The sequence below is a fragment of the Brevundimonas vesicularis NBRC 12165 genome (assembly GCF_001592205.1).
Classification (GTDB): domain Bacteria; phylum Pseudomonadota; class Alphaproteobacteria; order Caulobacterales; family Caulobacteraceae; genus Brevundimonas; species Brevundimonas vesicularis.
This window is the reverse complement of the sequence record NZ_BCWM01000020.1, coordinates 36,400-62,001: the sequence shown is the minus strand read 5'-3', so window position 1 is coordinate 62,001 and position 25,602 is coordinate 36,400. Positions and strand designations below refer to the sequence as shown.

At 66.8% G+C, this 25,602-nt stretch carries 22 protein-coding genes; 13 read left to right on the top strand and 9 right to left on the bottom strand.

Features of this window, described 5'->3' with window-relative positions:
* Window positions 1-201: hypothetical protein (locus BVE01S_RS17175; RefSeq protein ID WP_218015931.1), on the top strand; the 201-nt coding region annotated here is incomplete at its 5' end.
* Here the strand turns inward: BVE01S_RS17175 and BVE01S_RS14455 are convergent.
* A complete protein-coding gene (locus BVE01S_RS14455) occupies window positions 191-865 on the bottom strand; it encodes a YiaD family glycine zipper/OmpA-like lipoprotein (protein WP_055807033.1) in 675 nt (224 codons plus the stop codon). The two genes, BVE01S_RS17175 and BVE01S_RS14455, sit on opposite strands and share 11 nt — an antisense overlap.
* A gap of 226 nt (window positions 866-1,091) precedes the next feature.
* Between BVE01S_RS14455 and BVE01S_RS14450 the strand changes: the two genes are divergently transcribed.
* Entirely contained in the window at window positions 1,092-2,003 is a 912-nt protein-coding gene (locus BVE01S_RS14450) for an isopenicillin N synthase family dioxygenase (RefSeq protein ID WP_066629027.1), read from the top strand.
* 4 nt (window positions 2,004-2,007) lie between these two features.
* Here BVE01S_RS14450 and BVE01S_RS14445 read toward each other — a convergent pair whose 3' ends face one another.
* From BVE01S_RS14445 to BVE01S_RS14420, 6 genes are all read right to left on the bottom strand, one after another.
* Window positions 2,008-3,948 (bottom strand): TadE/TadG family type IV pilus assembly protein, encoded by a 1,941-nt coding sequence (locus BVE01S_RS14445; RefSeq protein WP_167544798.1) that lies wholly within the window; start codon window positions 3,946-3,948, stop codon window positions 2,008-2,010.
* Between the two features lie 99 nt (window positions 3,949-4,047).
* Entirely contained in the window at window positions 4,048-5,943 is a 1,896-nt protein-coding gene (locus tag BVE01S_RS14440; RefSeq protein ID WP_066629004.1) for a M2 family metallopeptidase, read from the bottom strand.
* A 64-nt stretch (window positions 5,944-6,007) separates the two neighbouring features.
* On the bottom strand, window positions 6,008-6,700 hold the full coding sequence (mtgA, locus tag BVE01S_RS14435) for a monofunctional biosynthetic peptidoglycan transglycosylase (protein ID WP_066629003.1): 693 nt from the start codon (window positions 6,698-6,700) through the stop codon (window positions 6,008-6,010).
* Window positions 6,700-7,665, bottom strand: a complete 966-nt coding sequence (locus tag BVE01S_RS14430; protein WP_066629001.1) for a WD40 repeat domain-containing protein — start codon at window positions 7,663-7,665, stop codon at window positions 6,700-6,702. The genes mtgA and BVE01S_RS14430 overlap by 1 nt, the downstream gene beginning before the upstream one ends.
* A 56-nt stretch (window positions 7,666-7,721) precedes the next feature.
* Complete coding sequence (locus BVE01S_RS14425; RefSeq protein ID WP_066628999.1) at window positions 7,722-8,660, bottom strand: pirin family protein; 939 nt, start codon at window positions 8,658-8,660, stop codon at window positions 7,722-7,724.
* 39 nt (window positions 8,661-8,699) lie between these two features.
* The gene (locus BVE01S_RS14420) at window positions 8,700-9,188 is read right to left on the bottom strand and encodes an Lrp/AsnC family transcriptional regulator (RefSeq protein WP_066628996.1); all 489 of its coding nucleotides are present in this window, start codon (window positions 9,186-9,188) and stop codon (window positions 8,700-8,702) included.
* Window positions 9,189-9,337: 149 nt separating this feature from the next.
* On the opposite strand from BVE01S_RS14420, the gene BVE01S_RS14415 reads away from it, so the two are divergent.
* From BVE01S_RS14415 to lpdA, 5 genes are all read left to right on the top strand, one after another.
* Window positions 9,338-10,585: a thiamine pyrophosphate-dependent enzyme gene (locus BVE01S_RS14415; protein ID WP_244878392.1), complete on the top strand. Its 1,248-nt coding sequence runs from the start codon at window positions 9,338-9,340 to the stop codon at window positions 10,583-10,585.
* A 2-nt stretch (window positions 10,586-10,587) separates the two neighbouring features.
* Complete coding sequence (locus tag BVE01S_RS14410) at window positions 10,588-11,712, top strand: alpha-ketoacid dehydrogenase subunit beta (protein WP_205678547.1); 1,125 nt, start codon at window positions 10,588-10,590, stop codon at window positions 11,710-11,712.
* Between the two features lies 1 nt (window position 11,713).
* The gene (locus BVE01S_RS14405; RefSeq protein WP_084375426.1) at window positions 11,714-13,378 is read left to right on the top strand and encodes a dihydrolipoyl dehydrogenase family protein; all 1,665 of its coding nucleotides are present in this window, start codon (window positions 11,714-11,716) and stop codon (window positions 13,376-13,378) included.
* Between the two features lie 131 nt (window positions 13,379-13,509).
* Window positions 13,510-13,968: a hypothetical protein gene (locus tag BVE01S_RS14400; RefSeq protein ID WP_066628988.1), complete on the top strand. Its 459-nt coding sequence runs from the start codon at window positions 13,510-13,512 to the stop codon at window positions 13,966-13,968.
* A complete protein-coding gene (gene lpdA, locus BVE01S_RS14395; RefSeq protein WP_066628985.1) occupies window positions 13,965-15,362 on the top strand; it encodes a dihydrolipoyl dehydrogenase in 1,398 nt (465 codons plus the stop codon). Before BVE01S_RS14400 ends, lpdA begins: the two co-directional genes overlap by 4 nt.
* Here lpdA and BVE01S_RS14390 read toward each other — a convergent pair whose 3' ends face one another.
* Both BVE01S_RS14390 and BVE01S_RS14385 read right to left on the bottom strand, forming a co-directional pair.
* Window positions 15,363-16,160 carry an SDR family NAD(P)-dependent oxidoreductase gene (locus BVE01S_RS14390; protein ID WP_066628982.1) on the bottom strand — a complete coding sequence of 266 codons (798 nt, stop codon included), beginning with the start codon at window positions 16,158-16,160 and terminating at the stop codon, window positions 15,363-15,365.
* A 7-nt stretch (window positions 16,161-16,167) separates the two neighbouring features.
* Complete coding sequence (locus tag BVE01S_RS14385) at window positions 16,168-16,638, bottom strand: Rrf2 family transcriptional regulator (RefSeq protein WP_066628979.1); 471 nt, start codon at window positions 16,636-16,638, stop codon at window positions 16,168-16,170.
* A 168-nt stretch (window positions 16,639-16,806) separates the two neighbouring features.
* On the opposite strand from BVE01S_RS14385, the gene BVE01S_RS14380 reads away from it, so the two are divergent.
* The 6 genes from BVE01S_RS14380 (at window position 16,807) to BVE01S_RS14355 (ending at window position 25,462) form a co-directional block, all read left to right on the top strand.
* On the top strand, window positions 16,807-18,783 hold the full coding sequence (locus tag BVE01S_RS14380; protein ID WP_066628976.1) for a potassium transporter Kup: 1,977 nt from the start codon (window positions 16,807-16,809) through the stop codon (window positions 18,781-18,783).
* Window positions 18,780-20,168, top strand: coding sequence for an RsmB/NOP family class I SAM-dependent RNA methyltransferase (locus tag BVE01S_RS14375; protein ID WP_370667797.1), 1,389 nt, complete (start codon window positions 18,780-18,782; stop codon window positions 20,166-20,168). Before BVE01S_RS14380 ends, BVE01S_RS14375 begins: the two co-directional genes overlap by 4 nt.
* A gap of 47 nt (window positions 20,169-20,215) precedes the next feature.
* Complete coding sequence (rpe, locus tag BVE01S_RS14370; protein ID WP_066628973.1) at window positions 20,216-20,890, top strand: ribulose-phosphate 3-epimerase; 675 nt, start codon at window positions 20,216-20,218, stop codon at window positions 20,888-20,890.
* On the top strand, window positions 20,887-22,734 hold the full coding sequence (locus tag BVE01S_RS14365; protein WP_066628970.1) for a heparinase II/III family protein: 1,848 nt from the start codon (window positions 20,887-20,889) through the stop codon (window positions 22,732-22,734). The genes rpe and BVE01S_RS14365 overlap by 4 nt, the downstream gene beginning before the upstream one ends.
* A gap of 78 nt (window positions 22,735-22,812) precedes the next feature.
* Window positions 22,813-24,417, top strand: a complete 1,605-nt coding sequence (gene purH / locus BVE01S_RS14360; protein WP_066628967.1) for a bifunctional phosphoribosylaminoimidazolecarboxamide formyltransferase/IMP cyclohydrolase — start codon at window positions 22,813-22,815, stop codon at window positions 24,415-24,417.
* A 145-nt stretch (window positions 24,418-24,562) separates the two neighbouring features.
* Window positions 24,563-25,462, top strand: coding sequence for a dienelactone hydrolase family protein (locus tag BVE01S_RS14355; protein ID WP_066628965.1), 900 nt, complete (start codon window positions 24,563-24,565; stop codon window positions 25,460-25,462).
* Window positions 25,463-25,602: the final 140 nt, after the last annotated feature.

Here is a 25,602-nt window from a genome sequence, read left to right as displayed (position 1 = left end):
AAGACTTTCGGAGCCGACCGGTTCTTCCAGGTCGGCTTCGAGCTTAGAAGTCGTCGAAAGACAGAACGCCGCTTCCGAAAGGAGGCGGCGTTTTTCTTTGCGCCGTCTCACCTTTTGCGTGATGTGTCCACGCAGAGAAAAGGGCGACGCCTCGCGACGCCGCCCTCAAGCATTCTGATTTTGACGCCGATCAACCGGTGAACGGACGGATCAGGATTTCGACCCGGCGGTTCTGCGCCTTGCCTTCTGCTGTTGCGTTGGAGGCCACCGGGTTGCGCGAGCTATTGCCGGCGACATAGAGGCGCTGGGCGATCACGCCACGACGAACCAGTTCAGAGGCGACGCTGCTCGCGCGGCGCTCCGACAGAGGTTGATTGATCGCGTCGCCGCCCGACGAGTCGGTGTGACCGATCACGTCCACGGTCGACTGGTCATACTGTTGCAGAACGCGAGCGACGTCGTCCAGCACCGGCAGGAAGCGCGGATCGATGGAGGACTGGTTCGTGGCGAAGGTCACGTCCGACGGCATGCGCAACACGAGCAGGTCACCCTGACGCGCCACCCCGACGCCGGAGCCGGACAGTTCGGCTTCCATCGCGCGTTGCTGACGATCCATGTATTGGCCGACGGCGGCGCCGCCCAGCGCGCCGATGCCCGCGCCGATCAGAGCATTCTTACGGCCCTGTTCGCCGTTCGAGGTGTTAGTCAGATAGCCGAGAACCGCGCCACCCAGAGCACCGGCGATGGCCCCGGTTCCGGTATTGTTGCGAACCGGACCCGAGCGATAGGGGTCGGTGGTGGTGCAGGCGGCCGCCCCTAGCAGGGCGGCGATGGAAACGCTGGCGACGATGAACTTGGCGCGCATGGAATGGTCCTTTTCTTTTGAGCGATCTGGCCCGGAAACGTGCGCTTACTGTGAAGGTTCCAATCTGTATGCCGCATGAATGCCCGCCACGTCCGCGCTCGCCATGGCCCTGACAAGGCCACCGATTAGGCGTATGGGAACCGCCGCACTTCCCCAGATCGAGGACGACGCCGTGAGCGTGACCCAGACGGACAACACGACCGACCGCGCCATTCAGCCGGTTTCGATGACGCAGTACGACGCCGATTTTCAGGCGTTTAGCGATGCATTGGGCGCGTCATTCTCACGCTATGGCTTCGCGGTGGTCGCCGACCATGGTCTGGACGAGGCGCGCATCACCGCGGCCATCGACGACGCCAAGGCCTTCTTCGCCCTGCCGGAAGAGGTGAAGCGCCAATACCATCAGCCCGGTACGGGCGGCGCGCGCGGCCTGACCCCCTTCGGGGTCGAGGCGGCCAAAGACGCCAAGACGGTCGATCTGAAGGAGTTCTGGCACGTCGGCCGGGAGCTGCCTGAAGGCCATCCCTATCGCCGTTACATGCGCGACAACGTCTGGCCGTCCGAGGTCGAGGGCTTCCGCGAGCATCTGTATGGTATGTTCGAGGACCTGGACGCCCTGGGCGCCAAGATCCTGCGCGCCATCGCCCGCTACCTGAAGCTGGGCGACGACTTCTTCGCCGACAAGGTGGAGATGGGCAACAGCGTCCTGCGCATGCTTCATTATCCGCCGGTTCCGGCCGATGCGCCGGGCGTGCGCGCCGGAGCGCATGAAGACATCAATGTCATCACCCTGCTGCTCGGCGCCGAGGAAGCCGGTCTTCAGTTGAAGGACAAGGACGGAAGCTGGCTCGACATCGCGCCGCCGCCCGGCGCCCTGGTCGTCAATATCGGCGACATGCTGCAGCGGCTGACCAATCACGTCCTGCCGTCAACGACGCACCGCGTGGTCAATCCGGCGCCCGAGCGTCGCGGTTTCGCGCGCTATTCGACGCCCTTCTTCCTGCACTTCAACCCGGACTTCCCGATCAAGACCCTGCCCAGCGCCATCACGCCGGACAATCCCGATCGCTATGCGGGCAAGACCATCTTGGCCGAGGATTATCTGACCGAACGCCTGCGCGAAATCCGCTTGCTCTAGGCCGTCAGCGGGAAATCCGTAGTCGGGTGATGTCACGTCCGATGGCTTGGAAGTCGTTGGACAGGTCCGCGCCCGACTGCGGTAGGAAGGCCTTGTCCTTGTCGGTGGCGCAGGTGCTGAGGATGTTGGCCGCGTCGCTGCCGGGCGTGATCGAGAAGCCCACGGTGTAGACGATCACGCCCTTGGCCTTCATGCCGGTGCAGAGCTTTGCGGCCTGATCGAACGGATCGCCGTTCGTCGCATCGCAGGCGATTTTGTCAAAGAGGTTGCCGGACCCTGAGCCCGCATCGCGGGCGATGACGCCGCCGCAATAGGGGGTGTTGAACTCGCCGTCCGTCATCAGGATGACGGCCTTCAGCACCTTCGTCGGTGCGTAAGCCGCTGCGGGGTTCGACGACCAAAGCGCATTGAACTGGTTGGATACGGTGTACCAACCCCAAGCCAAGCCAATCTGCCCGGACGTTGATCCTGTAACGGTCAAACCGTTCACGAGCCCCGTCAATGTGTCGATGTTGGAGGTTAGCGGTTGGATCGTCGCTGCCGGGCAGGGGTTACCCGCCGATCTTACGGGCGTTGAGCGTTGCGGGGCGGCATAGTTGCGACCGACAGCGGACGTGCTCGGCGATGCGTCGGTATAGGCTTGTGAACCCGTACGCTCGCTGACGCAGCTGGTGATATCAAAGGCGGTCAAGCGATTGTACTGAGCGTCACGGAAGACACGCGTGGCGCATCCGTCGTTGCCGCATTGGACCGAACCGCCACCAGAATAGTCAGCGAACGTGGCTCCGCCGACAGGGATTACAAAAGCGTCGTTCGAGGCCTTCTCAAGGACTTCGTAAAGGCCCTCATCATTCGTGGTGTTAAGCGCCGTCATGCCCCTAACGTCAGCGATCTGAAGCGTGTCGCCTTTCGATAGGCCGTGGTTCGTGGACGAGATGGTGACAAAGCAGTCGGAGCGCATGCATTTGCGGATCTGACCGCCCGAGCTGTAGCTGCTGTATCCGCTGCTCGTGTTCAGCGCATACCAGTTCGCGCCAGATTGATATTGCAGGGACACCTTGTTGGCGTCGATCCGCACGACCTTGTAGGCGCGGTTGTTGATCTGGGTCATGCCGCTGACGCCGCTGATCCAGACGTAGTCGTCGGTCGATAGCCCGTGGCCGTTGGCGGTCACGACGCCAGGCGAAGCGCGCGTGATGCCGGAGATCGACTTGGCCGCCGCCGCCGCCCATGCGGCGCCGGTGATGCTGGTCGATCCCATCGAGACGCCGCGCGCGGCGTCTGCGCGAGAGCCTAGGTTCACGCCGATCGAATAGGGGACGATGGCCATGCGCGAATAGTAAGGCGTTTGTTTCGATGCCGGCTGAACGACCAATTTGATCAGCTGGTTTGCGGCGTTCTTCAGATCGCCGATACGGTTGTTGCTGCCCATGGAGCCGGTAATGTCCAGCACCAACGAGACCTCGATGTCCTTGGACGATCGGTTCACCTCCGAGTGGACGCTCACGGGCAAGGTGTCGTCTAGGATCTTGCCATAGGGCGGCAGGAAGACATTGGCGATCAGCGTCTTCACCTGGACCTGGATGTCGGCGATGACGATCTGGTCTTTCGTCAGCTCGATCTTGATGGCGTCGTCAGCGAACGGTTCCACAGAGGCGTTGCGCAGATTGGCTCTCAGCGCCACCAGGGCGACGGTCTTCAGGTCGTTCGGATCGGTATAGGACGACCGCGCCGCGGCCAGGGCGGCGGCGTCCAGCGCGTCTTGAACGCGGGCCTTCGCCGTCGTCACGCGGTTGATGTCGATGCCGCCCAGGGTCAGCATGATCAGCGCGGGCATCACCAGGGCGAAGATCATCACGACGTTGCCGCCGCGGTCCGACGACAGGCGCGACGTGAACGTGCGCAGAGCCCTCAGCGCCCTGCCGATCCGATTGGAAACCTTCACCATGCCCATCCCAAAGGACGCGGACCGCCCGATTAGCGCTCAGTCTGCCATCGGGCGGTTAAGGGAATTGTGAAGGGGACGGTTAACGCCGCCGCGTGATTACGCGGCGCTCCATCCGCATTGGTGACCGCGGTTCTGTTCCTGGAGCCAGACGTTCAATGGGGCGAAATAGTCGGCGATGGCCGAGGCGTCGTTGCCGTCGTCGCCGGTGAAGGCTTTCATCGCCTCCTGCCAGGGCTGCGACTGCCCCATCTGCAACATGGCGTTGAAGCGGGCGCCGACCTCCTTATTGCCGTAAACGGAGCAACGATGCAGCGGCCCGGTCCAGCCGGCCTGTTTGCAGGCCGCGCGCTGGAACTGGAACTGATAGATGGCCGCCAGGAAGTAGCGGGTGTACGGCGTGTTTCCGGGCACATGGTATTTGGCGCCCGGATCGAAGGCGTTGGCCGGGCGCGGTCCAGGCGGAACCAGACCCTGGTATTGCAGCATGTCGGCGGTCCAGGCGGTATTGTAGGCGGCCGGCGCCGTCTCGCCTGAGAAGACGTCCCAGCGCCAGCGGTCGACCATCAGGCCGAACGGCAGGAAGGCGATCTTGTCCAAGGCCATCTTGAGCAGGAAGGGAATGTCCTCCTCTGCGCCCGGGGTGGTTTTGAGCAGGCCGATCTGGTTCAGATAGGTGGGGGTCAGGGCCGACAGGCCGACGAAGTCGCCGATGGCCTCGTGGAAGCCATCGTTCGCGCCGTTCCGGAACAGCATCGGCTGGTTCTTGTAGGCGCGCTGGTAGTAGTTGTGACCAAGCTCGTGGTGTACGGTGTAGAAGTCGTCGCCGTTGACGTTGGTGCACATCTTGATGCGGATGTCGTCGGCGTTGTCCAGGTCCCAGGCCGAGGCGTGACAGACGACTTCGCGGTCGCGCGGGCGGGTGATCTGACTGCGTTCCCAGAAGGTCTGAGGCAGCGGGTCGAGGCCCAGCGAGACGTAGAAGCCCTCGCCCGTCTTGACCATTTTCGTCGCGTCGTAATCGGCGGCCTTGAGCAGTTCGGTGAGGTCGTAGCTGGAGGCGCCGCCGCTGGGCGGGGCGACGACGTCGTAGATGTTGCCCCACTGTTGGGACCACATATTGCCCAAGAGGTCGGCGCGGATCGGGCCGTGATCGGGTTGCACCGCGTCGCCATACTTCGCGTTCAACCGAGCGCGCACATAGCAGTGCAGGTTCTCGTAGAATGGCTTCACCTGGGCCCACAGTCGGTCGGTCTCGGCGGCGAAATCGTCGGCGGGCATGTCGTAGCCTGACCGCCACAGGGCGCCGGTGTCGGCGAAGCCCAGCTCACGCGAGCCCTCGTTGGCGATCTCGACCATGCGGGCGTAGTCGTCGCGCATGACCGGGGAGATGGTCCGCCAGCCTTCATACAGCGCCTTGGTCTCGGCGGGGTCGCGGCTGTCGGCCAGGATCAGCGAGGCCTCGTCCAGGGTGATCGGCTTGCCCTTGAAATCGAACTTGCCGGTCGAATAGGTCGAGTCCAGCCGCGTGGTGATCTGGGCCAGCTCGTCGGCCGCGCCGGGGCGGTTGGGGGCGGGTAGAACCAGGCTGAGCCGCAGCAGGTTCAGCTTGCGGCGCACGACCGGATCCACCTGGATGTCATTGAACTTGGCCGCCTGATTGGCCAGCTGGACCTGAAGCTCGGTCGCCTCGGCGTTGGCCTTGGATTCCAGCCACATGGTGTCGAAGGTGATGTTGGTGGCGCGCGCCCATTGGATGCGGGCGACATATTCGCTGACCTCCGCCCATTTGGTTTCGGCGTCGGCGATGAAGGCTGTCGCGCCCTCGGCGGTGATCGGATAGTCGGCGCGCATGCCGCTGACGGCCGGCGCGGGCGTCGTCGAGGCCGTCTGTTCGACGCCCGGGGCTGCGGCGGCGGGTTCGCTGGTGCTGGCGCAGCCGGCGGCGAAGGCAAGGGCGCAGACCGCGACGGCGGTCATCATCTGACGCTTCATGATGGTTCTCCTGAACAGCGCGGGCAGGAGAGGTCAGGCCCGGTCGCCCGTCAAGCGTGACGGTTCAGCGACCGACGACGCAGGTGTTCAGACCCTCGTTGCGCACCGTGCCCATAGCCGCCTGAATACGCGCAGCGCGCCGACGCACATAGGGGCCGGGCGCGGCGGCTTCATAACGGCGCGGGGCCGGCAGGATGGCGGCCAGACGCGCCGCCTCACGCGGGCTCAGATCGCGGGCGTCCTTGCCGAACCAGTGGCGCGACGCGGCCTGGGCGCCATAGACGCCGGGCGCCCATTCCACCACGTTCAGATAGACCTCCATGATCCGGCGCTTGGACCACACGGCCTCGATCAGGACGGTGTAGCCCGCCTCCAGACCTTTTCGGATCCAGTCGCGGCCGGGCCACAGGAAGACGTTCTTGGCCGTCTGCTGACTAATGGTCGATCCGCCGCGCAGGCGCCCGCCCTCGGCGTTATGGTCCAGGGCCTTCTGGATCGCCTCCATGTCGAAGCCGTGGTGGCTGCAGAACCGGGCGTCCTCGGCGGCGATGGCGGCGTTCACCAGGTTGGGCGAAATCTGGTTCAGACCGCGCCACTGATAGTCCATGCCGTCGCCCCTCGCGAGCTGGCGCAGCATCAGTATGGTGGGCGGCGGCGGGATGATGGCGACGATCAGCACGCCTGCAACCGGAACTAGAGCCAGGATCAGAAGCGCGGTCAGCACGACACGACGCCAGCTTTTACGGCCCGTCGCCATCAGAGGATCAACACCCCGGCGGCGCCGTCGTCGTCGGCCCAGGCCACCTTGTCGACGGCGGGGTTGAGCGACAGGGCGACGATGGCCGGCCCCTTCTCGGCCTTGACGAAGTTCAGACCCTGGGCCGCCGGATGCGCGACCCAGACCCGACCGTCGGTCAGGCCGGCGGCCAGCAGGCCCTGATCGGCGCGGGCCGAGACCAGATTGACCAGGGTCGTGTCGTCATAGCCGATCTCGGTCGCCTCGCGCCCCATCGGTCCGTTCGATCCGATGAAGGGCCATAGGACCGCGCCCTGCGCGCCTGAGGTCGCCATCAGCTGACCATTTGCCAGGAAGGCCATCGAGCGCACCTTGCCCGGATAGCCGCCCATGCGCAGGTTCTTGGCGTCCTTGATGCGCCAGCCGTGCATCTGATTGTCCTGCATGGTCGTGACGACGAAGGCGCCGTCGGGCGAGAAGGCGACGCCGGTGTGCGACCCGGCCCAGGCGAGCTTCACCGGTTGCTGTTTCTCGATCCGTGCATACCACAGGGCCGCCCCGCCATAGGTCGAGGTGGCGATGCGCCTGCCCTTGGGCTCGAAGGCGACGCCGGAGACGGTGCGCTCGTGCTGGAAGTCGCGCCGGAAGCCCACTTCCTTCGGGTCGATCACCGACAGGGTGCGGCCGAAGGAAAAGGCGATCAGGCCTGAGGCCGGCGAGGCGTCGATGGCGTCGATCCACTGGTTCTTGGCCGTGGCGAGAACGACCGGGTCCTCGTCGCGACGGGTCCAGACGACCTTGCCGTCATCGCCGCCTGTGACGATCCCGTCGCCGGACGGATGAACGCAGGCGCACAGCACGGCGCCGTCGTGCGCCTCCACCCGCGTCCGGTCCTCGAACCGGACCGAGCCGTCGCCGAGGGCGAAGACAGCGCCGGTGTTGTCGAACAGGGCGGCGGTGACCTGGGCGTCGAAATCGAAGTTCATAGGCCGCATGTAGCGATCCGGCCTCGCCACGTCACCTTCTGCGTGATGTCTTCGCCCTAGACCGGGTCGGTCGGCTTGGGCTCGACCGGCGCAGGGGCGGCCTGAGCCTTGGCCGGCTCATCCGGCAGGGGAATGAACTCCAGGTCGTCGGCGTGGGGCAGGCTCATGCGGCCGGCCTTCCAGTCGGCCTTGGCCTGATCGATGCGGGCCTGGCTGGAGGCGACGAAGTTCCACCAGATCAGCCGCTCGCCCACCGGCTCCCCGCCCAGCACCATGACGGTCGATTGAACCAGGGCCTTTACGGTCGGTTCGGCCGTCGGCTCCAGCACGATCATCTGGCCTTCGTGGAAGGTGCGGTCGCCGACCTCGATGGCGCCCTTGGCCACATAGAGGGCGCGCTCGCTCATGCCTCCCGCCCCCTTGCCGGACGGCGGTGCGGTGCGGACGCCGGGCTGAAGCTCCCAATGGATATAGAACAGCGGCGACGACACCGGCACGGCCGCCTTGGCGCCGTAGGCCTCGCCCGCGACCAGACGCGCGAACAGGCCGCCGTTTTCGTATGCGGGCTGGGCGTCCTCGCCCAGGTGATGGAAGGCCGGATCGGTCTCTTCGGCCTCGTCGGGCAGGGCGACCCAGGCCTGCATCCCGTGCATCGCCCCGCCGGTGCTCTTTCTCAGCGGATCGGTGCGTTCGGAATGGACGATGCCCTTGCCGGCGGTCATCCAGTTGACCTCGCCCGGCCGGATCGCCTGATCGTAGCCGAGATTGTCGTGGTGCATGATCTCGCCCTCGAACAGATAGGTCAGGGTCGACAGGCCGATATGCGGGTGAGGGCGCACGTCGATGGCCGTGGCGCCCGGCGCGAACTCGGCCGGCCCCATCTGGTCCAGGAAGATGAAGGGCCCGACCATCCGGCGCGAATGGAAGGGCAGGACGCGCCCGACCTCGAACCCGCCCAGGTCCTTGCGGCGCGCGTCGATCACCAGTTCGATCATGTGTCGGCTCCCAAAGCGGCCCGCGCCGCCTGAGCCACGTTATCCGACGTGAGGCGTGATGATGCCAAGAGGCAGGGCGGTCACATTCTTCACGCCGCGCGTGACGATGTGGCTTTCGCAGTCCGAGACGATGCCAAGGGCCAGCAGCTTCTCACGCAGGAACAGGTCGAAGGCGTGCATGTCCGAGGTGATGATGCGCAGCACATAGTCCTCGCGCCCCGTGATGGTGGCGCACTGGACCACTTCCGGCCATTTGGCCACGGCGGCCTCGAAGACATTGAGGTTTTCCGCCGACGGCAGCTTCAGTTTGACGATGGCGTAGACCTCGAAGTCCAAGCCCAGCAGCTGAGCATTCAGCAGGGTGACGCGCTTGGTGATCAGGCCGGAGTCTTCCAGCCGCTTGATCCGCCGCCAGCAGGGCGAGGCCGACAGCCCGACGCGATCGGCGACCTCTGCGACCGACAGCCCGGCGTCTTGTTGCAGGATATCCAGGATGCGGGCGTCGATGGGGTCGAGTTCGTCGGCCAATGCGTTTCTCCGATTATGATTATCGCGAAATAAAATACCCGATATCGGGATTGCGCAAGGTCAAATTGAGCGAGCACCTGCTTAGGGGTCGTGTTATCACACGTCCAGAGGAAACACGGACGGACCCCAGAACGGATATGGACGCCCGCATGAACGATAAAATGAACAAAAAGAACAGCCAGCCCCTGTCCTTGCGCGTGCCGGAGCCGTCCGGCCGTCCCGGCGATACGCCGGACTTCAGCCATCTGCAGATGGACCCTGCCGGTGTCGTCGAACGGCCCGAGGTCGGGTCGACGCCCTATCAGATGCGCGATCTCGCCTTCCGCCTGATTCGGGTGCTGGATGATGAGGGCGTCGCAGTCGGTCCGTGGAACCCTCGCCTGGATCCCGAGACGATGCGCCGGGGCCTGAAGGCCATGATCCTGACGCGCGCCTTCGACGACCGGATGCACCGCGCCCACCGCCAGGGCAAGACCAGCTTCTATATGAAGTGCACCGGCGAAGAGGCTATCGCGGTCGCGCAGGGCATGATCCTGAGCCGCGAGGACATGGGCTTCCCCACCTATCGCCAGCAGGGGCTTCTGATCGCGCGCGGTTATCCGCTGGTCGCGATGATGAACCAGATCTATTCGAACGCCGAAGATCCGATCAAAGGCCGCCAGTTGCCGATCATGTACTCGGCCAAGGACTACGGCTTCTTCACCATCAGCGGCAATCTGGGCACCCAGGTGCCGCAGGCCGTGGGCTGGGCCATGGCCAGCGCCTACAAGGGCGACGACAAGATCGCCATCAGCTGGATCGGCGATGGCGCCACGGCCGAAGGCGATTTCCACAACGCCCTGACCTTCGCCAGCGTCTATCGCGCCCCGGTCATTCTGAACGTCGTCAACAACCAGTGGGCCATCAGCTCCTTCCAGGGTATCGCCGGCGGGCTTGAGACGACCTTCGCCTCCAAGGCCATCGGCTATGGCCTGCCGGCCCTGCGGGTGGACGGCAACGACTTCCTGGCGGTCTGGGCGGCGACCCAGTGGGCCGAGGAACGGGCGCGGTCGAACCAAGGGGCGACGGTGATCGAGCTGTTCACCTATCGCGGCGCCCCGCACTCGACCTCCGACGACCCCAGCCGCTATCGCCCCGGCGACGAGCATGAGAAATGGCCGCTGGGCGATCCGATCGAACGTCTGCGCCAGCATCTGACCGTCCTCGGCGAATGGGACGACGAGCGTCACGCCGCCGCCCTGAAGGACGCCGTCGAGAAGGTCCGCGCCGCCGGCAAGGAATCCGAAGCCATCGGCACCCTGGGCCAGTCGCGCCCCAGCGTGAAGACGATGTTCGAGGAGGTCTATGCGACCGAAGACTGGCGCCTGATCGAACAGCGCCGCGAGGTGGGGGTCTGACCATGAGCGAGCAAACTACCTTCACCGACGCCGATCGCAACGACGGCGTCGAGCCGGACATGGTCGATCAAAATGACGCTCCGGCCTCGCAGGCCTCGGGCGCCGGAATCGTGCCGATGAACATGATTCAGGCGCTGAACTCGGCCATCGACGTCAAGATGGCGGAAGACGCCAACGTCCTGTCGTTCGGCGAGGACGCCGGCTATTTCGGCGGCGTCTTCCGCGTCACCGACAAGCTGCAGCAGAAGCACGGCCTGACCCGCAGCTTCGACGCCCCGATCTCTGAATGCGGCATCGTCGCCGCCGCCATCGGCATGGGCGCCTATGGCCTGCGTCCCGTCGTGGAGATCCAGTTCGCCGACTACATCTATCCGGCCTACGATCAGATTGTCTCGGAAGCGGCCAAGATGCGCTACCGCTCGGGCGGTCAGTTCACTTCGCCGATCACGGTGCGCAGCCCCTATGGCGGCGGCATCTTCGGGGGGCAGACCCACAGCCAGTCGCCGGAAAGCCTGTTCACCCATATCGCGGGCCTGAAGGTCGTCATTCCGTCAAACCCCTATGACGCGAAGGGCCTGCTGACCGCCGCCATCGAGGATGACGATCCGGTCGTCTTCTTCGAGCCGAAACGCCTCTATAATGGGCCGTTCGATGGCTGGCACGAGAAGCCGGTCAGCCCGTGGAAGGCCCAGGATCTGGCCCAGGTCCCGACCGGAAAATATGTCGAGCCCATCGGCAAGGCGCGCGTGATGCGCGAAGGAAACGACGTCACCATCCTGGCCTATGGGACCATGGTCTGGGTCGCCCTGGCCGGCGCGGAACACGCGGGCGTGGACGCCGAGGTCATCGACCTGCGCTCGCTCGTGCCGCTGGACATCGAAGCCATCGAGGCCTCGGTGAAGAAGACCGGCCGCTGCGTCATCGTGCATGAGGCGCCCAAGACCTCGGGCTTCGGCGGCGAGCTGTCGGCTCTCGTGCAGGAGCGCTGCTTCTATTCCCTGGAAGCGCCGATCGCGCGCGTCACCGGCTGGGACACGCCCTATCCGCACGCTTTCGAATGGGAATATTTCCCCGGACCGCAAAGGGTCGCAGACGCCTTGAAGAGCGTCATGACGGGAGGTCGATAAGATGGGTCGTTTCGTCTTCAAACTGCCCGACGTGGGCGAAGGCACCGCCGAGGCCGAACTGGTCGGCTGGCACGTCAAAGTCGGCGACACCGTCGCCGAGGATCAGATCGTCGCCGACGTCATGACCGACAAGGCCACGGTCGAGATCACCGCTCCGGTCAGCGGCAAGGTCGTCGCCCTGCACGGCGAACCCGGCGCCATGGTGCCGGTGCGCGGCCCCCTGGTGGAGTTCGAGGTCGAGGGGGCGGGCAATGCCGATGACGCCCCGACGCCCGTCGCCCCCGTCGCCCCCGCCGCCGCAAAGCCGGACCCCGCGCCCGTGATCGCCGAGGAGCCGAAGGTCGAAACGACGGCAGCCCCCGCTGTCGAGGCGCCGACATCCGGCAACTATGTCTTCAAACTGCCCGACGTCGGCGAAGGCACGGCCGAGGCCGAACTGGTCGGCTGGCACGTCAAGGTCGGGGACGCGGTGGAGGAAGACCAGATCATCGCTGACATCATGACCGACAAGGCCACGGTCGAGATCACCTCGCCGGTCGCCGGAACCGTCGTCGCCCTGTACGGCGAGGCGGGCAAGTCGGTGCCGGTCGGCGGGCCGCTGGTCGCGTTCGATGTCGAGGGCCGGGGCAATGTCTCGACGCCCGTCGCGGCGCCGAAACCGGCCTCCAAGCCGACCGAGAATGCGACGACGGCTTCCGCCGCGATTCCGACGGCTCAAAGCGCGACTTCAGCGACTGCGCCCTCCAAGCCCGTTCCCGCCCTGACGGGACGTGCGCCCGGCGAACGCCCGTCGGCCTCGCCGGCCGTGCGCAATCGCGCTCGGGATCTGGGCGTCGATCTGACCTTCGTGCCCGGTTCCGGCCCGGCGGGTCGGATCACGCACGAGGATCTGGACGGCTTCATCGCGCGCGGCGGTTCGCAACCCGCGTCGGCGCCGTCCGGCGGCGGCTCGACCTATGCGAAGGCGCAAGGGACGACCGAGGTCAAGATCATCGGCCTGCGCCGCAAGATTGCGGAGAAGATGGCCGAGAGCGTGCGCCGCATTCCCCACATCACCTATGTCGAGGAAATCGACATGACGGCGGTGGAGGAGCTGCGTGCCCACCTGAACGCGACGAAGTCCAAGGATCAGCCCAAGCTGAACGTCCTGCCCTTTATCGCCCGCGCCATCGTGGTCGCCCTGCGCGACCAGCCCCAGATCAACGCCACCTATGACGACGAAGCCGGCGTCCTGACCCAGCACGCCCCGGTCCATCTGGGCATCGCCGCCCAGACTCCGAACGGTCTCATGGTGCCAGTGGTGCGACACGCCGAGGCGCGCGACCCCTACGAGACGGCGCTGGAAATCGCCCGCGTCTCGGGCGCGGCCAAGGACGGTTCGGCCAAGCGCGAGGAACTGTCGGGTTCGACCATCACCATCACCTCGCTGGGCACGCTGGGCGGGGTGGTCCACACCCCGATCATCAACCACCCCGAGGTCGCCATCGTCGGTCCGAACAAGATCGCCGAACGGATCGTGGTCAAGGACGGCCAGATGGTCGTGCGCAAGATGATGAACCTGTCGTCCAGCTTCGATCACCGCATCGTCGACGGTCACGACGCGGCGGTGTTCGTGCAGCGGATCAAGGGGCTTCTGGAAAACCCGGCGACGCTGTGGATGGGGTGATGCCCATTTTCTAAGCGGGAAAGCGAGGTCCGCCCGCGCCTATGGCTATCACCTCGAATTTGGCGCCATGGCTCTTGATGATCCTCTCTCCTCGCCGAGAGAGGATCATCGGGAATCGAAAGGGTAATGTGATGCGGCAAGTCAAAGTCAAAGCGCTGACCATCGGCGCCAGCCTGCTGGCAGCCGTCGGCGTTGTCGCCTCGTCCGCTAACGCCTGCATTCCCGAGCCGCCGCCGGCTTGGTCGTCTCTGCTACGGACCGATGGGCCGGCGCTGTTCATCGCGCGCGTGACGACGGTGGAGCGTTTGCCGGAACCCAGCCGGACGCCGACCATCGAGGTCATTCAGTCCAAGGCGACCATCGTCAGACTGGAAACGCTTCAAGGCGCCCCGCAACAGACATACACCCTGACCGCTGCGGAAACCGCCCGTCCGTTGGGCGGCTATCAAGGCATGATTTGCGTCGATTTTCAGCGCGTCAAACCCGGCGACGTCGTACTGGCCATGGAAACCCAGACCGGCGCGGTCCGCGTTTTCGAGCCCCAGCAAGTTCCTCCGCAGTTCAGCACCCGCCTTGAGGCCTATCGTTGACCCAGACCCTGAAAACCAAAGTCCTGATCATCGGGGCGGGCACCGGCGGCTATGTCGCCGGCATTCGCTGCGGCCAGCTGGGCCTCGACACCGTGCTGGTGGACGGCGGCGATGGGCTGGGCGGCACCTGCCTGAACGTCGGCTGCATTCCGTCCAAGGCCATCATCCATGCGGCGGGCAAGTTCGAGACGGTGGCCAAGGCGGCCGGCGGCGGGACGCTGGGCATCACGGCGGCGGCGCCGGCCATCGACCTGTCGCAGACGGTCGAATGGAAGGACGGCATCGTCCGTAAGCTGAACGCCGGGGTCTCGGCCCTGCTGAAGAAGGCCAAGGTCAAGGTGATCAAGGGCTGGGCCGAGTTCGCCGACGCCAAGACCTGCGTGGTGAAGACCGACGAAGGCGACATCCGTATCACTGCCGAACACGTCATCCTGGCGACGGGGTCCGAGCCGGTCGAACTGCCCTTCTTGCCCTTCGGCGGCGACGTCATTTCATCGACCGAGGCGCTGAGCCTGTCAGAGGTCCCCAAGAAGCTGGTCGTCGTGGGCGGCGGCTATATCGGCCTGGAACTGGGCATCGCCTATCGCAAGCTGGGCGCCGAGGTGGCCATCGTCGAAATGGCCGAGCGTATCCTGCCGCTCTACGACAAGGCCCTGACCGATCCGGTCGCCAAGTGGCTGGAGAAGCATGGTGTCGAGCTGCACCTGGGCGCGCGCGCTGGGGGCTTCGGTGACGGTAAGCTGTCGATCACGACGAAGGACGGCGAGCCGCTGCAACTGGACGCCGACAAGGTGCTGGTCACGGTCGGTCGGCGTCCGCGTACGCAAGGCTGGGGTCTGGAAAACATGGGCGTGGCCATGGCCGGGCCATTCGTGAAGATCGACCAGCGCTGCGCCACCAGCATGAAGAACGTCTGGGCGGTCGGCGACCTGACCGGCGAACCCATGCTGGCGCACAAAGGCTCGGCCCAGGGCGAGGTGGTCGCCGAAATCATCGCCGGCCACGACCGCATCTTCGATCCCGTAACCATCGCCGCCGTCTGTTTCACCGAGCCGGAAATCGTTTCGGCCGGTCTGGGGCCGAACGAGGTCGCGGGCCGCGACGATGTGATCCAGTCGGTCTTCCCCTTCGCCGCAATCGGCCGCGCCCTGGCCATCGAGGCGGGCGAGGACGGCGGCTTCGTGCGGGTGATCGCGAACAAGGGCGATCATCGCATCCTGGGCATCCAGGCGGTAGGCCAGCATGTGTCGGAACTGTCCAACAGCTTTGCGCAGATGATGGAGATGGGGGCGGTGCTGGAAGACGTGGCCGGAACCATCCATGTCCACCCGACCCTGGGCGAGGCCTTCCACGAGGCCAGCCTGCGCGCCCTCGGGCACGCCATCCACATCTGATCAGATCCGGTCCAGCCGCTTCGCGTGGTTCGCCACCATGCGGAGCGCCAAGCCATCGGGCAGGAAGCGGGCCAGTCCGGCCATGACATTGTTCATGACGCCGGGTGTGACGCTGGGACGGTTGGCCTCGCAGGCGTCATAGCCGATGCGCGCCACGCGCGCGGCGTCCATCCACATCCAGGCCGGATAGGCGCTGGAGACCTGCTCGCGCGAGCCGTTGACGTCGTGGAACTCGGTCAGGGTGTACCCGGGGTTCAGCACGGTGACGTGAATGCCGGTCCCCTGCGTCTCAAGATGCACGCCTTGTGACGCCTTGATCAGGAAGCTCTTGATCGGTCCGTACAGGGTGTCGCCGCCCGTCGCGGGCATCTGGCCGGCCAGCGAGGCGACGTTCAGCACCCGGCCGAAGCCGCCTTGGATCATGCCGGGCAGCAACAGGCGCGACAGCTCGACCGGCGCGGTCAGCATGACCTGGATCATGGCGCGGTGGGCGCCCAGGTCGGTATCCAGAAAGCCGGTGACCCGACTGAAACCCGCATTGTTGACCAGGCCGTCGACGGTCAGGCCGCGGGCCTCGATGGTCGCGACCAGCCGCTCGGGCGCTGCGGGGTCGGACAGGTCTTCGGGGATGACGGTCGCGGTCACGCCGTGGGCGGCGGTCAGTTCGTCAGCCAGCGCCTGCAGCGGGGCTTGGCGACGCGCCGTCAGAATCACATTCCAACCCTCGGCCGCATAAATCCGGGCCAAGGCCGCGCCGATGCCGGCTGAGGCGCCGGTGATCAGAACGGTTCGGTTCACGGCGCGATCAGGCCGCGACGGGGCAGGACTTGTGCGGCGCAAAGGCCGCCAGCGAGATCGGGTTTTCGGCCAGAAGGTCCGCGATGGTGATCTTGGACAGGGCCTCGGTCGCGGCCTCGTCGGCGGCGGTCAGGGCTTTGGCGACCTGACGCGGAATGTGTTCGCTGATCGGGCAGCCCTTGGCGCCGGCGGGGGGCGAGCCGATGTGGGCGCAGCCGTTCACCGCCTTCAGCACCTGATCCAGCCGAATGTCCTCGGGCTGGCGCAACAGCCAGGAGCCGCCGGTCGCGCCCGGACGGGTGGCGATCAGCCCGGCCTTGGCCAGAAGGGCGGTCACGCGGCGCACCACGACGGGATTGGTCGGGATCGAGGACGCCAGCACGCCGCTGGGCATCGCCTGCGCAGGCCCGAACGCGCCCTTGTGGGCCATATAGGCCAGGGCGTGGGCGGCGACGGGGAAGCGTTGGCTGTCTGACATGGTTCTGTTCCTGATGCGAAAATAGGCGTTCAGGGGCCGAATCACAAATCGCGCCGCAGAACGCCGAAACCGAATCCGCTGCGGCGCGATTGAAGACCGCGTGGAATGAGCCTAAAGGCTCGCCGCTTTGAAGGGACCGACGCCGCGTCGGAGACCCGGAGGATACGCATGGCCGGGGACACTCCCCACGACGCGAGCGCTCCCTCGCCCGCGTCGAACACGCCGGACAAGCCCACCCACGCCACGGGTCCGGAATCCCACATCTCGGGCGGCCAGGCCGCCAAGCACGGCGGCTTCTGGGCCCTGACCATCGGCGCGATCGGCGTGGTGTTCGGCGACATCGGCACCAGCCCGCTCTACGCCCTGCGCGAAGCGATCGACCATGCGCGCTCCGGCGTCGGCGGCGATCTGGCCGTGATCGGCGTCGTGTCGCTGGCGTTTTGGGCGCTGATGGTGGTGGTGACGTTCAAATACGTCTTCTTCCTGATGCGCGCCGACAACAAGGGCGAGGGCGGCACCCTGTCGCTAATGGCGCTGGCCCAGTTCGCGGTCGGGCGACGCAGCGCCTGGATCTTCATCTTGGGCGTTTGCGGCGCAGCCCTGTTCTATGGCGACGGCATCATCACGCCCGCCATCTCGGTCCTGTCCGCCGTCGAAGGCCTGCAGGACGCGCCGGGTCTGGCAGGGCGGCTGGATTCCTTCATCGTGCCGATCTCGGCCGGCATCCTGATCGCCCTGTTCCTGGTCCAGTCACGCGGCACGGCCAGCCTGGCCAAGTATTTCGGCCCGATCACCGCCGTCTGGTTCCTGAGCCTGGGCGCGCTGGGCCTGTATCATATCTTCGACGACGTCAGCGTGCTGCGGGCCCTGTCGCCCCACTATGGCGTCATGCTTCTGCTCAACGACGGCTTCCTGGGCTTCGTGATCCTGGGCAGCGTCTTCCTGGCCGTCACCGGGGCTGAGGCCCTGTATGCCGACATGGGCCATTTCGGGAAGGCGCCGATCCGCATGGGCTGGCTGGCGTTCGTCCTGCCGTGCCTGACGCTGAACTATCTGGGCCAGGGCGCCCTGATCCTGGACAATCCGGCCGCATCCGAGAACCCGTTCTGGAACATGGTGCCGCAGTTCGCCTATTGGCCGATGCTGATCCTAGCGACTGCCGCCACCGTCATCGCTTCGCAGGCGGTGATCACCGGCGCCTTCTCGGTGACGCAGCAGGCGGTGCAGCTGGGCCTTCTGCCGCGCATCGACATCAAGAACACCTCCGAGACCCAGGCCGGCCAGATCTTCGTGCCGGCGGTCAACACCTTCCTGATGGTCGGGGTGCTGGTGCTGCTGGTCGTGTTCCAGAGCTCGCACAACCTGACCGCAGCCTATGGCGTGGCGGTGACCGGCACCATGCTGGTCAATACGCTGATGGCCTATTCGGTCATCCGCAAGGGCTGGAAGTGGCCGATGTGGGCGGTGGCCGGGACCCTTATTCCGTTCGCCTTCATCGACAGCGTCTTCCTGACGTCCAATCTGCTGAAGATTCCGGACGGGGCGTGGATGCCGCTGGTGCTGGGCGCCCTGCTGGTCGTGGTGATGTGGACCTGGGTGCGGGGGACGCAGATTCTGACGACCAAGACGCGCAAAGACAGCCTGCCGCTGAACGATCTGATCGAGATGCTTCAGGCCCGTCCGCCGCACCGTGCGCCGGGCATGGCCATCTTCCTGACCTCGGATCCCGACGTCGCGCCGGTCGCCCTGATGCACAATCTCAAGCACAACAAGGTGCTTCACGAGAAGAACGTCATCCTGACCGTGCGCACCTCCGAGCGGCCGCGCGTCAAGGAGGCCGACCGGGTGCGGATGGAGCCGATCAACGACGATTTCAAGAAGGTTACGGTCACCTACGGCTTCATGGAAACGCCGAACGTGCCGCGTGCGCTGGGCCTGTGCCGCAAGCAGGGGCTGAAGTTCGACATCATGTCGACCAGCTTCTTCCTGGGTCGCCGTTCGCTGATCCCGTCGGCGCGTCAGGGCATGCCGCTGTGGCAGGACAAGCTGTTCATCTTCCTGATGCGCAACGCCGCCAATCCGACCGACTTCTTCCACATCCCGCCCGGCCGCGTGGTCGAGCTGGGCGCGCAGGTGGCGGTATGAGCACCGAGGGACGGGGCGGGCAGAGCTCGCAGGCGCGCGGCCGTCGCATGGCCACCAAGGGCCGCCCGCGCCCGGCCTCGGCCGAGGCCGCTCAAGGTCCGTCGCAGGACGATATCGGCGTCGAGGCCCGCGTCGTCGCCGGCATCCTGCTGAACGCCGCGCTGGAGAAGCGCAACGGATTGGACGAGGCCCTGTCGCAGCCCGCCGCCCGCGCGCTGGAGCCGGTGGACCGCGCCTTCGCCCGGGCCGTGGCCATGGCGGCCCTGCGTCGTCTGGGCGAGATCGACCAGATCCTGGATCGCCGCCTGAAGAAGTCGCCGCCCGAGGCTGTGCGCACCCTGATGCGCATCGCCCTGGCCCAGACTCTGGTGCTGGAAACGCCCGCCTTCGCCGCCGTCTCGACGGCGGTGAAACTGGCCGAGCGCGATCCTAAGACCCGGCCCTACAAGAATCTGGTCAATGCGGTGCTGCGCGGGGTTGGGCGTGAAGGCCCCGGCCTGACGACGGCCGAGAGCAATCTGCCGGACTGGATCGCGGCGCGCTGGAAAGCGACCTATGGCGAAGCCGCCCTGGCGGGTCTGGCCCTGGCCGCGCGCGAGGAACCCGCGACCGATCTCAGCCTGAAGCCAGGCGTTGATCCCGCCGCGGTCGCCGCCGCTGTCGAGGGCGAGGTTCTGTCCGGTGGCACGGTTCGCACCGGCCGTCGCGGCGATGTGGCCGGCTGGCCCGGTTTCGAGGATGGCGACTGGTGGGTCCAGGACGCGGCCGCCGCCGTGCCCGGCCGGCTGCTGGATGTGAAGCCCGGCGAGACGGCGCTCGACATGTGCGCCGCGCCTGGAGGCAAGACGCTGCAACTGGCGGCCGCCGGCGCCACGGTCGTCGCGCTCGACCGGTCGGCCCCGCGCCTGAAACGCCTGACGCAGAATCTTGAGCGGACCGGCCTGACCGCCGAGGTGGTCGCCGTTCCGGCCGAGGACTGGGAGGACGCCCGCACCTTCGACGCCGTCCTGCTGGACGCGCCCTGCACCGCGACGGGCACCTTCCGCCGCAACCCGGAGGTCCTGCGCGCCACCAAACCGGCAGAGGTGGCCAAATTGGCGGACGTTCAGCACCGACTTCTCGACGCCGCCGCCGAACGCGTCAAACCGGGCGGCCGTCTGGTCTATTGCACCTGCTCGCTGGAGCGCGAGGAGGGCGAAACCCAGATCATCGCCTTCCTGCGTCGCAATCCTGCCTTCCGCACCGTCGCCGCTGATCCGGCCGCCGCGGGCGCCCCGCCGGAGGCGCTGACGCCCGAAGGTTGGTTGCGCATCCTGCCCTCCATGTGGGCCGAACACGGCGGACTGGACGGCTTCTTCGCGGCAAGGCTGGAACGGGTGTCCTGAGCGGGAGCGCCTTGCTCCCGCCCGCAACCCGCCTTATCCGGAAGGCCATGGCCGTTACCCCTCTGATCTGCCCGTCGATCCTCGCCAGCGATTTTGCGCGGCTGGGTGAAGAAGTCCGTGTGCTTGAGGCGGCGGGCGCCGACTGGATCCACGTGGATGTGATGGACGGGCATTTCGTGCCCAACATCACGCTTGGCCCCGACATCGTGAAGGCGATCCGGCCACACACGACGCTGCCGTTCGACGTGCACCTGATGGTCGCGCCGGTGGATCCTTGGCTGGAGGCGTTCCGCGAGGCGGGCGCCGACGTCCTGACCGTCCATCCTGAGAGTGGGCCGCATCTGCACCGCACCCTGGGTCGCATTCGTCAGTTGGGCGCCAAGGCCGGCGTCGTGTTCAATCCGGCGACGCCGCTGTCGATCCTGGAAGAGGTGGTCGATCTGGTCGATCTGGTGCTGATCATGTCGGTCAATCCGGGCTTCGGCGGTCAGAAGTTCATCGAGAGTTCGCTGAAGAAGATCGCGGGCGCGCGAGCCATTCTCGACCGCGCCGGTTCGTCAGCTCACCTTCAGGTGGACGGCGGCGTGACCTCCGCCAACGCCGCAGCCTGCGTCGCCGCCGGCGCCGATGCGCTGGTCGCCGGCTCGTTCGTGTTCAAGGGCGATTACGCGGCCAATATCGCCGCCCTGAAAGCCGCGCCGGCTGCTCAGAGCTTTTCGTGAGCCCGCTCGGCCCCTTCGCCCCACGAGGGCAGGAAACGACGCTGGACGTCGCCTCGGGTCAGATCCCCGGCCTGCCTGGCGCCCCGGTACGCACGCCCGTGCGGTCGGGCGACACAATCGCCGGACCCGGCCTGTGGCCCGCCATCGCCGGCCGACTGGCGACGCGGCAGCTGTGGATCGAGCTTTACGGCCTGCCCGGTTACAGCCTGACGCTGGGGTCGCCTCTGGGCGGAGGCAAGGTGACCGCGTTCGCCGCCACGCCGCGCGATTTCCGCCCTCATGATCCGGCGCCGGGGCGCAATGTTCTGGCCGGGCGTTTCATGCTGGCCGGCGCCTCGATGGAGGTCGAGCCGCCGACCGATCCGTGGAATCGACCCAGTCCCTCGCGGCCCTTTGCGGTCGAGCTTCACGCCTTCGCCTGGTTGCCGGGCCTGATGGCACAAGGCGACCGTGGCGCGCGCGAGGCGCTGCGTCTGACCCTGGCCTGGGCCGACGCCTTTGCACGGTGGTCGCCCTTCGCCTGGGGACCGGAAATCCTGGCGCGGCGGGTCGTCAATCTGGCGTGCGGCGCACGGCGGATGGGAGCCGTCGCGACAGAGGCCGAGCGACTGAAACTGGCCGACAGTCTGGCGCGCCAGACCCGACAGCTGCTGCGCCCGCCCGGCGGTCTGGCCAGCCGGGCCGAGCGGTTGACGGCGGCGGCCATCGGCGGCTGCGTGCTGGCGGGTGCGCCGGGGCAGGCCTTGCGTCGCCGCGCGCTGTCGCGGCTGGACGGCGCCCTGAAGACGACGGTGCAGGCCGACGGCGGCCACGCCTCGCGCAGTCCCGAGGCGGGGCTTGAGCTGCTGCTCGACCTGTTGACGCTGGACGACGCCCTGTCGCAACTTTCCGAACCGACGCCGGAGAGCGTCTCGGCCGCCATCGCCCGGCTGACGCAGGGCCTGCGCCTGCTGACCTTGCCCGATGGCCGTCTGGCCAGCTTCCAGGGCGGCGGCTGCTCCACCATTGAACGCGTCGCGGCCGCCTGCGCCCACGACGACGAAGCGATGGCCAGCAGCGACGTAGCGCCTGCAGCGACCGGTGCGGTCGCCGGCCTGACGCGCATCGCCAGCCCCCTGCTCACCATCATCGCCGACACCGCCCCGCCAGCGCGCGACGCCTGGGGGGCGGCCGCCTGCGCCCAGCCGCTGGCGCTGGAGATCGCCTGCGGCAAGGATCGTCTGGTGACCGGCTCGGGGTGGACGCCGGCCTCGACCGACCGCCAGGCCCTGCGGCTGACGCCGGCCCATTCGACCCTGACCTTGGGCGAGCGATCGCTGAACGAACCGCTGGGCGGCTGGAAGGGTGAGCTCTTGGGCCCGCGCCTGGTCGGACCGCCGATCCATGTGACCACCGACCTGCGCGACGGCGACGGCGCCGTCTGGCTGGAGATGGAACACGACGGCTGGAATGAGTTGTTCGGCCTGAACCATCAGCGCCGGCTCTATCTTGACCAGCGCCTGGACGAACTGCGGGCCGAAGAGAAGCTTTTCCCGACGCCAGGCCGCAAGGAGATGGTGCGCCAGATCGCGGCCCCCTATGCCATCCGCTTCCATCTGGAGCCGGGGGTTCAGGCCTCGCTGGCGCGCGACCGGCGGTCGATCCTGCTGCGCGGCGCCTCGGGCCGGGGCTGGTGGTTCAGGACCGACGGACCGGACGTGGCCATCGAGCCCAGCGTCCATATCGACGCCGGCCTGACCCGCCGCTCCCTTCAGATCGTGGTGCGCGGCTCGGCCCGCACCGACAGCGAGACCAAGATCCGCTGGAAGTTGAGCCCGGCCGGCGCGAGCGGCGAACCGACCTGAAACCGCCCATGGGGTGACGGCGAAGCGGTTTGGGTCTAGACGGCGCGCCATCCTCCCCTGCCATCACGGACGCCGCCCATGCCCGCCGCTCCCGACTTTCCGCCCGCCCCTGATCGGGTCAAGCCGCAACGCGCCCTGATCTCCCTGTCCGAAAAGGCCGGGCTGGAGGACGCGGCCCGCACCCTGCACGATCTGGGCGTCGAACTGGTCTCGACCGGCGGTACGCGCGCGGCGATCGAGAAGCTGGGTCTGCCGGTCAAGGACGTGGCCGATCTGACCGGCTTCCCCGAGATGATGGACGGCCGGGTCAAGACCCTGCACCCCATCGTTCACGGCGGCCTCTTGGGCGTGCGTGACGCCGCCGACCATGCCCAGGCCATGACCGATCACGGCATCGGCGCCATCGATATCGTCTGGATCGACCTTTATCCGTTCGAGAGCACCGTCGCGGCGGGCGGCGCGTTCGAGGCGGCGGTCGAGAACATCGACATCGGCGGTCCGGCCATGATCCGCTCGGGCTCCAAGAACCACGGCTATGTCGCCGTCGCCGTCGACGGCGAGAGCATCGGCCTGATCCTTGAGGCTCTCAAGACCGAAGGCTCGACCGATCTGGCCCTGCGCAAGCGCCTGGCCGCCCGCGCGTTCGCGCGCACCGCCGCCTATGACGCCGCTGTCTCCGGCTGGTTCGCCGGTCAAATCCAGGACGCTGCCCCGGCCCGCAAGTCGATCGCTGGCGCCCTGGCCCAGACCCTGCGCTATGGCGAGAACCCGCATCAGTCGGGCGCCTTCTACCGCACCGGCGAGCGTCGCCCCGGCGTGGCCTATGCCGAACAGGTTCAGGGCAAGGAGCTGGGTTACAACAATATCGCCGACGCCGACGCCGCCTATGAGCTGGTGGCCGAGTTCGAACAGCCGGCCGTGGTCATCGTCAAACACGCCAACCCGTGCGGCGTGGCCGTGGGCAAGGATCTGTCCGAAGCCTATGCCCGCGCGCTGGAGTGCGACGCCGTTTCGGCCTTCGGCGGCGTGATCGCGGTCAACCGTCCGCTGAACGGCGATGACGCCCGCGCCATCACCGGCATCTTCACCGAGGTCGTCATCGCCCCCGGCGCCGACGACGAGGCCAAGGCCGTCTTCGCGGCCAAGAAGAACCTGCGCCTGCTGATCACTGACGGCCTGCCCGACCCCCACGGTCCTGGCGAGGTGTTCCGCTCGGTCGCTGGCGGCTTCCTGGTCCAGAGCCGCGACCGGTCGCTGATCAAGCCTTCGGATCTGAAGATCGTGACGAAGCGCCAGCCGACCCCGACCGAGATCCAGGACATGCTGTTCGCCTTCACCGTGGCCAAGCACGTCAAGTCCAACGCCATCGTCTACGCCAAGGACGGCCAGACCGCCGGCATCGGCGCCGGCCAGATGAACCGCCGCGACAGCGCCCGCATCGCCGCCATCCGCGCCAAGGAGGCTGGAGAGGCCAAGGGTCTGACCCAGTCGCTTGCCGAGGGTTCGGCCTGCGCCTCGGAAGCCTTTTTCCCCTTCGCCGACGGCCTCTTGGAAGCCGTCGCGGCCGGCGCCACGGCGGTGATCCAGCCGGGGGGCTCCATGCGCGACGCCGAAGTCATCGCCGCCGCTGACGAGAAGGGCATCGCCATGGCCTTCACCGGCGTGCGGGTCTTCAGGCACTAATCTTGGAAGGAAGGGCGCTAACGCTCGACGCGCGGCATCGCACTGCTTGAGCGCCCTTCTTCCCGTTTTAAAGCGCGCCTTATCGTGACTGGACGACTGCCGTCAGCCGTGATGCTCTGACGTCTTTCCCGCGTTGGAGCGTCCCATGACCGTGCTGATCCGCCCCGAAGGCCAGACCGCCGACGATCTGAAACTGAGTCGTCGAACACTGGGCGCATTGGGTGGCTTGCTCTTTTCCGGCTATGCCGTCGCGGCCCTGGCCAAGGACGCCAAGCCCATCACGACCGACGCCGAGGGTCTGTCCACCGAGACCGTGACTTATGCCGCGCCGGACGGGTTCCAGCTTCCGGCCTATGTCGCCCGGCCGGCCGGCGACGGCCCGTTCCCGGTCGTGGTGGTGGTGTCAGAGATCTTCGGCGTCCACGAATATATCCGCGACATCTGCCGCCGTCTGGCCAAGCAGGGATACGCCGCCATTGCGCCGGCCTTCTTCGTCCGGGTCGAGGATCCCGCGCCGCTGTCGGATATGCAGCGGATCATGCAGATCGTCGCAGCGGCGAACTATGAGCAGGTGATGGGCGACCTGTCGGCGACGCTGGAATGGGCCAGCCAGCAGTCGTGGTCCAAGGACGGCAAGGTCGGCATCACTGGCTACTGCTGGGGCGGCAAGGTGGTGTGGCAGGCGGCGGCCCGCTTCGCCGCGATCGGCGCGGGTGTGGCCTGGTACGGCCGCTTGGCGCCCGCCGCAGACGCCACGCCGGTTCAGATCTCATCGGGCCAACCCTGGCCGGTCGACATCGCTGACGATCTCAAAGCGCCTGTGCTCGGCCTGTATGGCGGCAAGGATCAGGGCATCCCATTGGCCAGCGTCGAACGGATGCGCGAAGCCCTGGCCCGCGCCGGCCAGACCGGCAGCCAGATCGTCATCTATCCCGACGCCCAGCACGGCTTCCACGCCGACTACCGCGCAAGCTACTCGGAAGCAGACGCCAAGGACGGCTGGTCCAAGCTGCTGGCGACGTTCGATAAAGCGTTAAAGAATTAGGGCGTTACTGGCGCCAAGGCTGCGGGGAGCAGCCCGAGTATGGGAGGGTAGGGCGTGAACGGATTGCGGCTTCGTGGGGCGATCGTCCTGGGTATCGGTCTGCTGTTTCTGCCTCTCGCAGGGTGCGGAGGCGGTGGTGG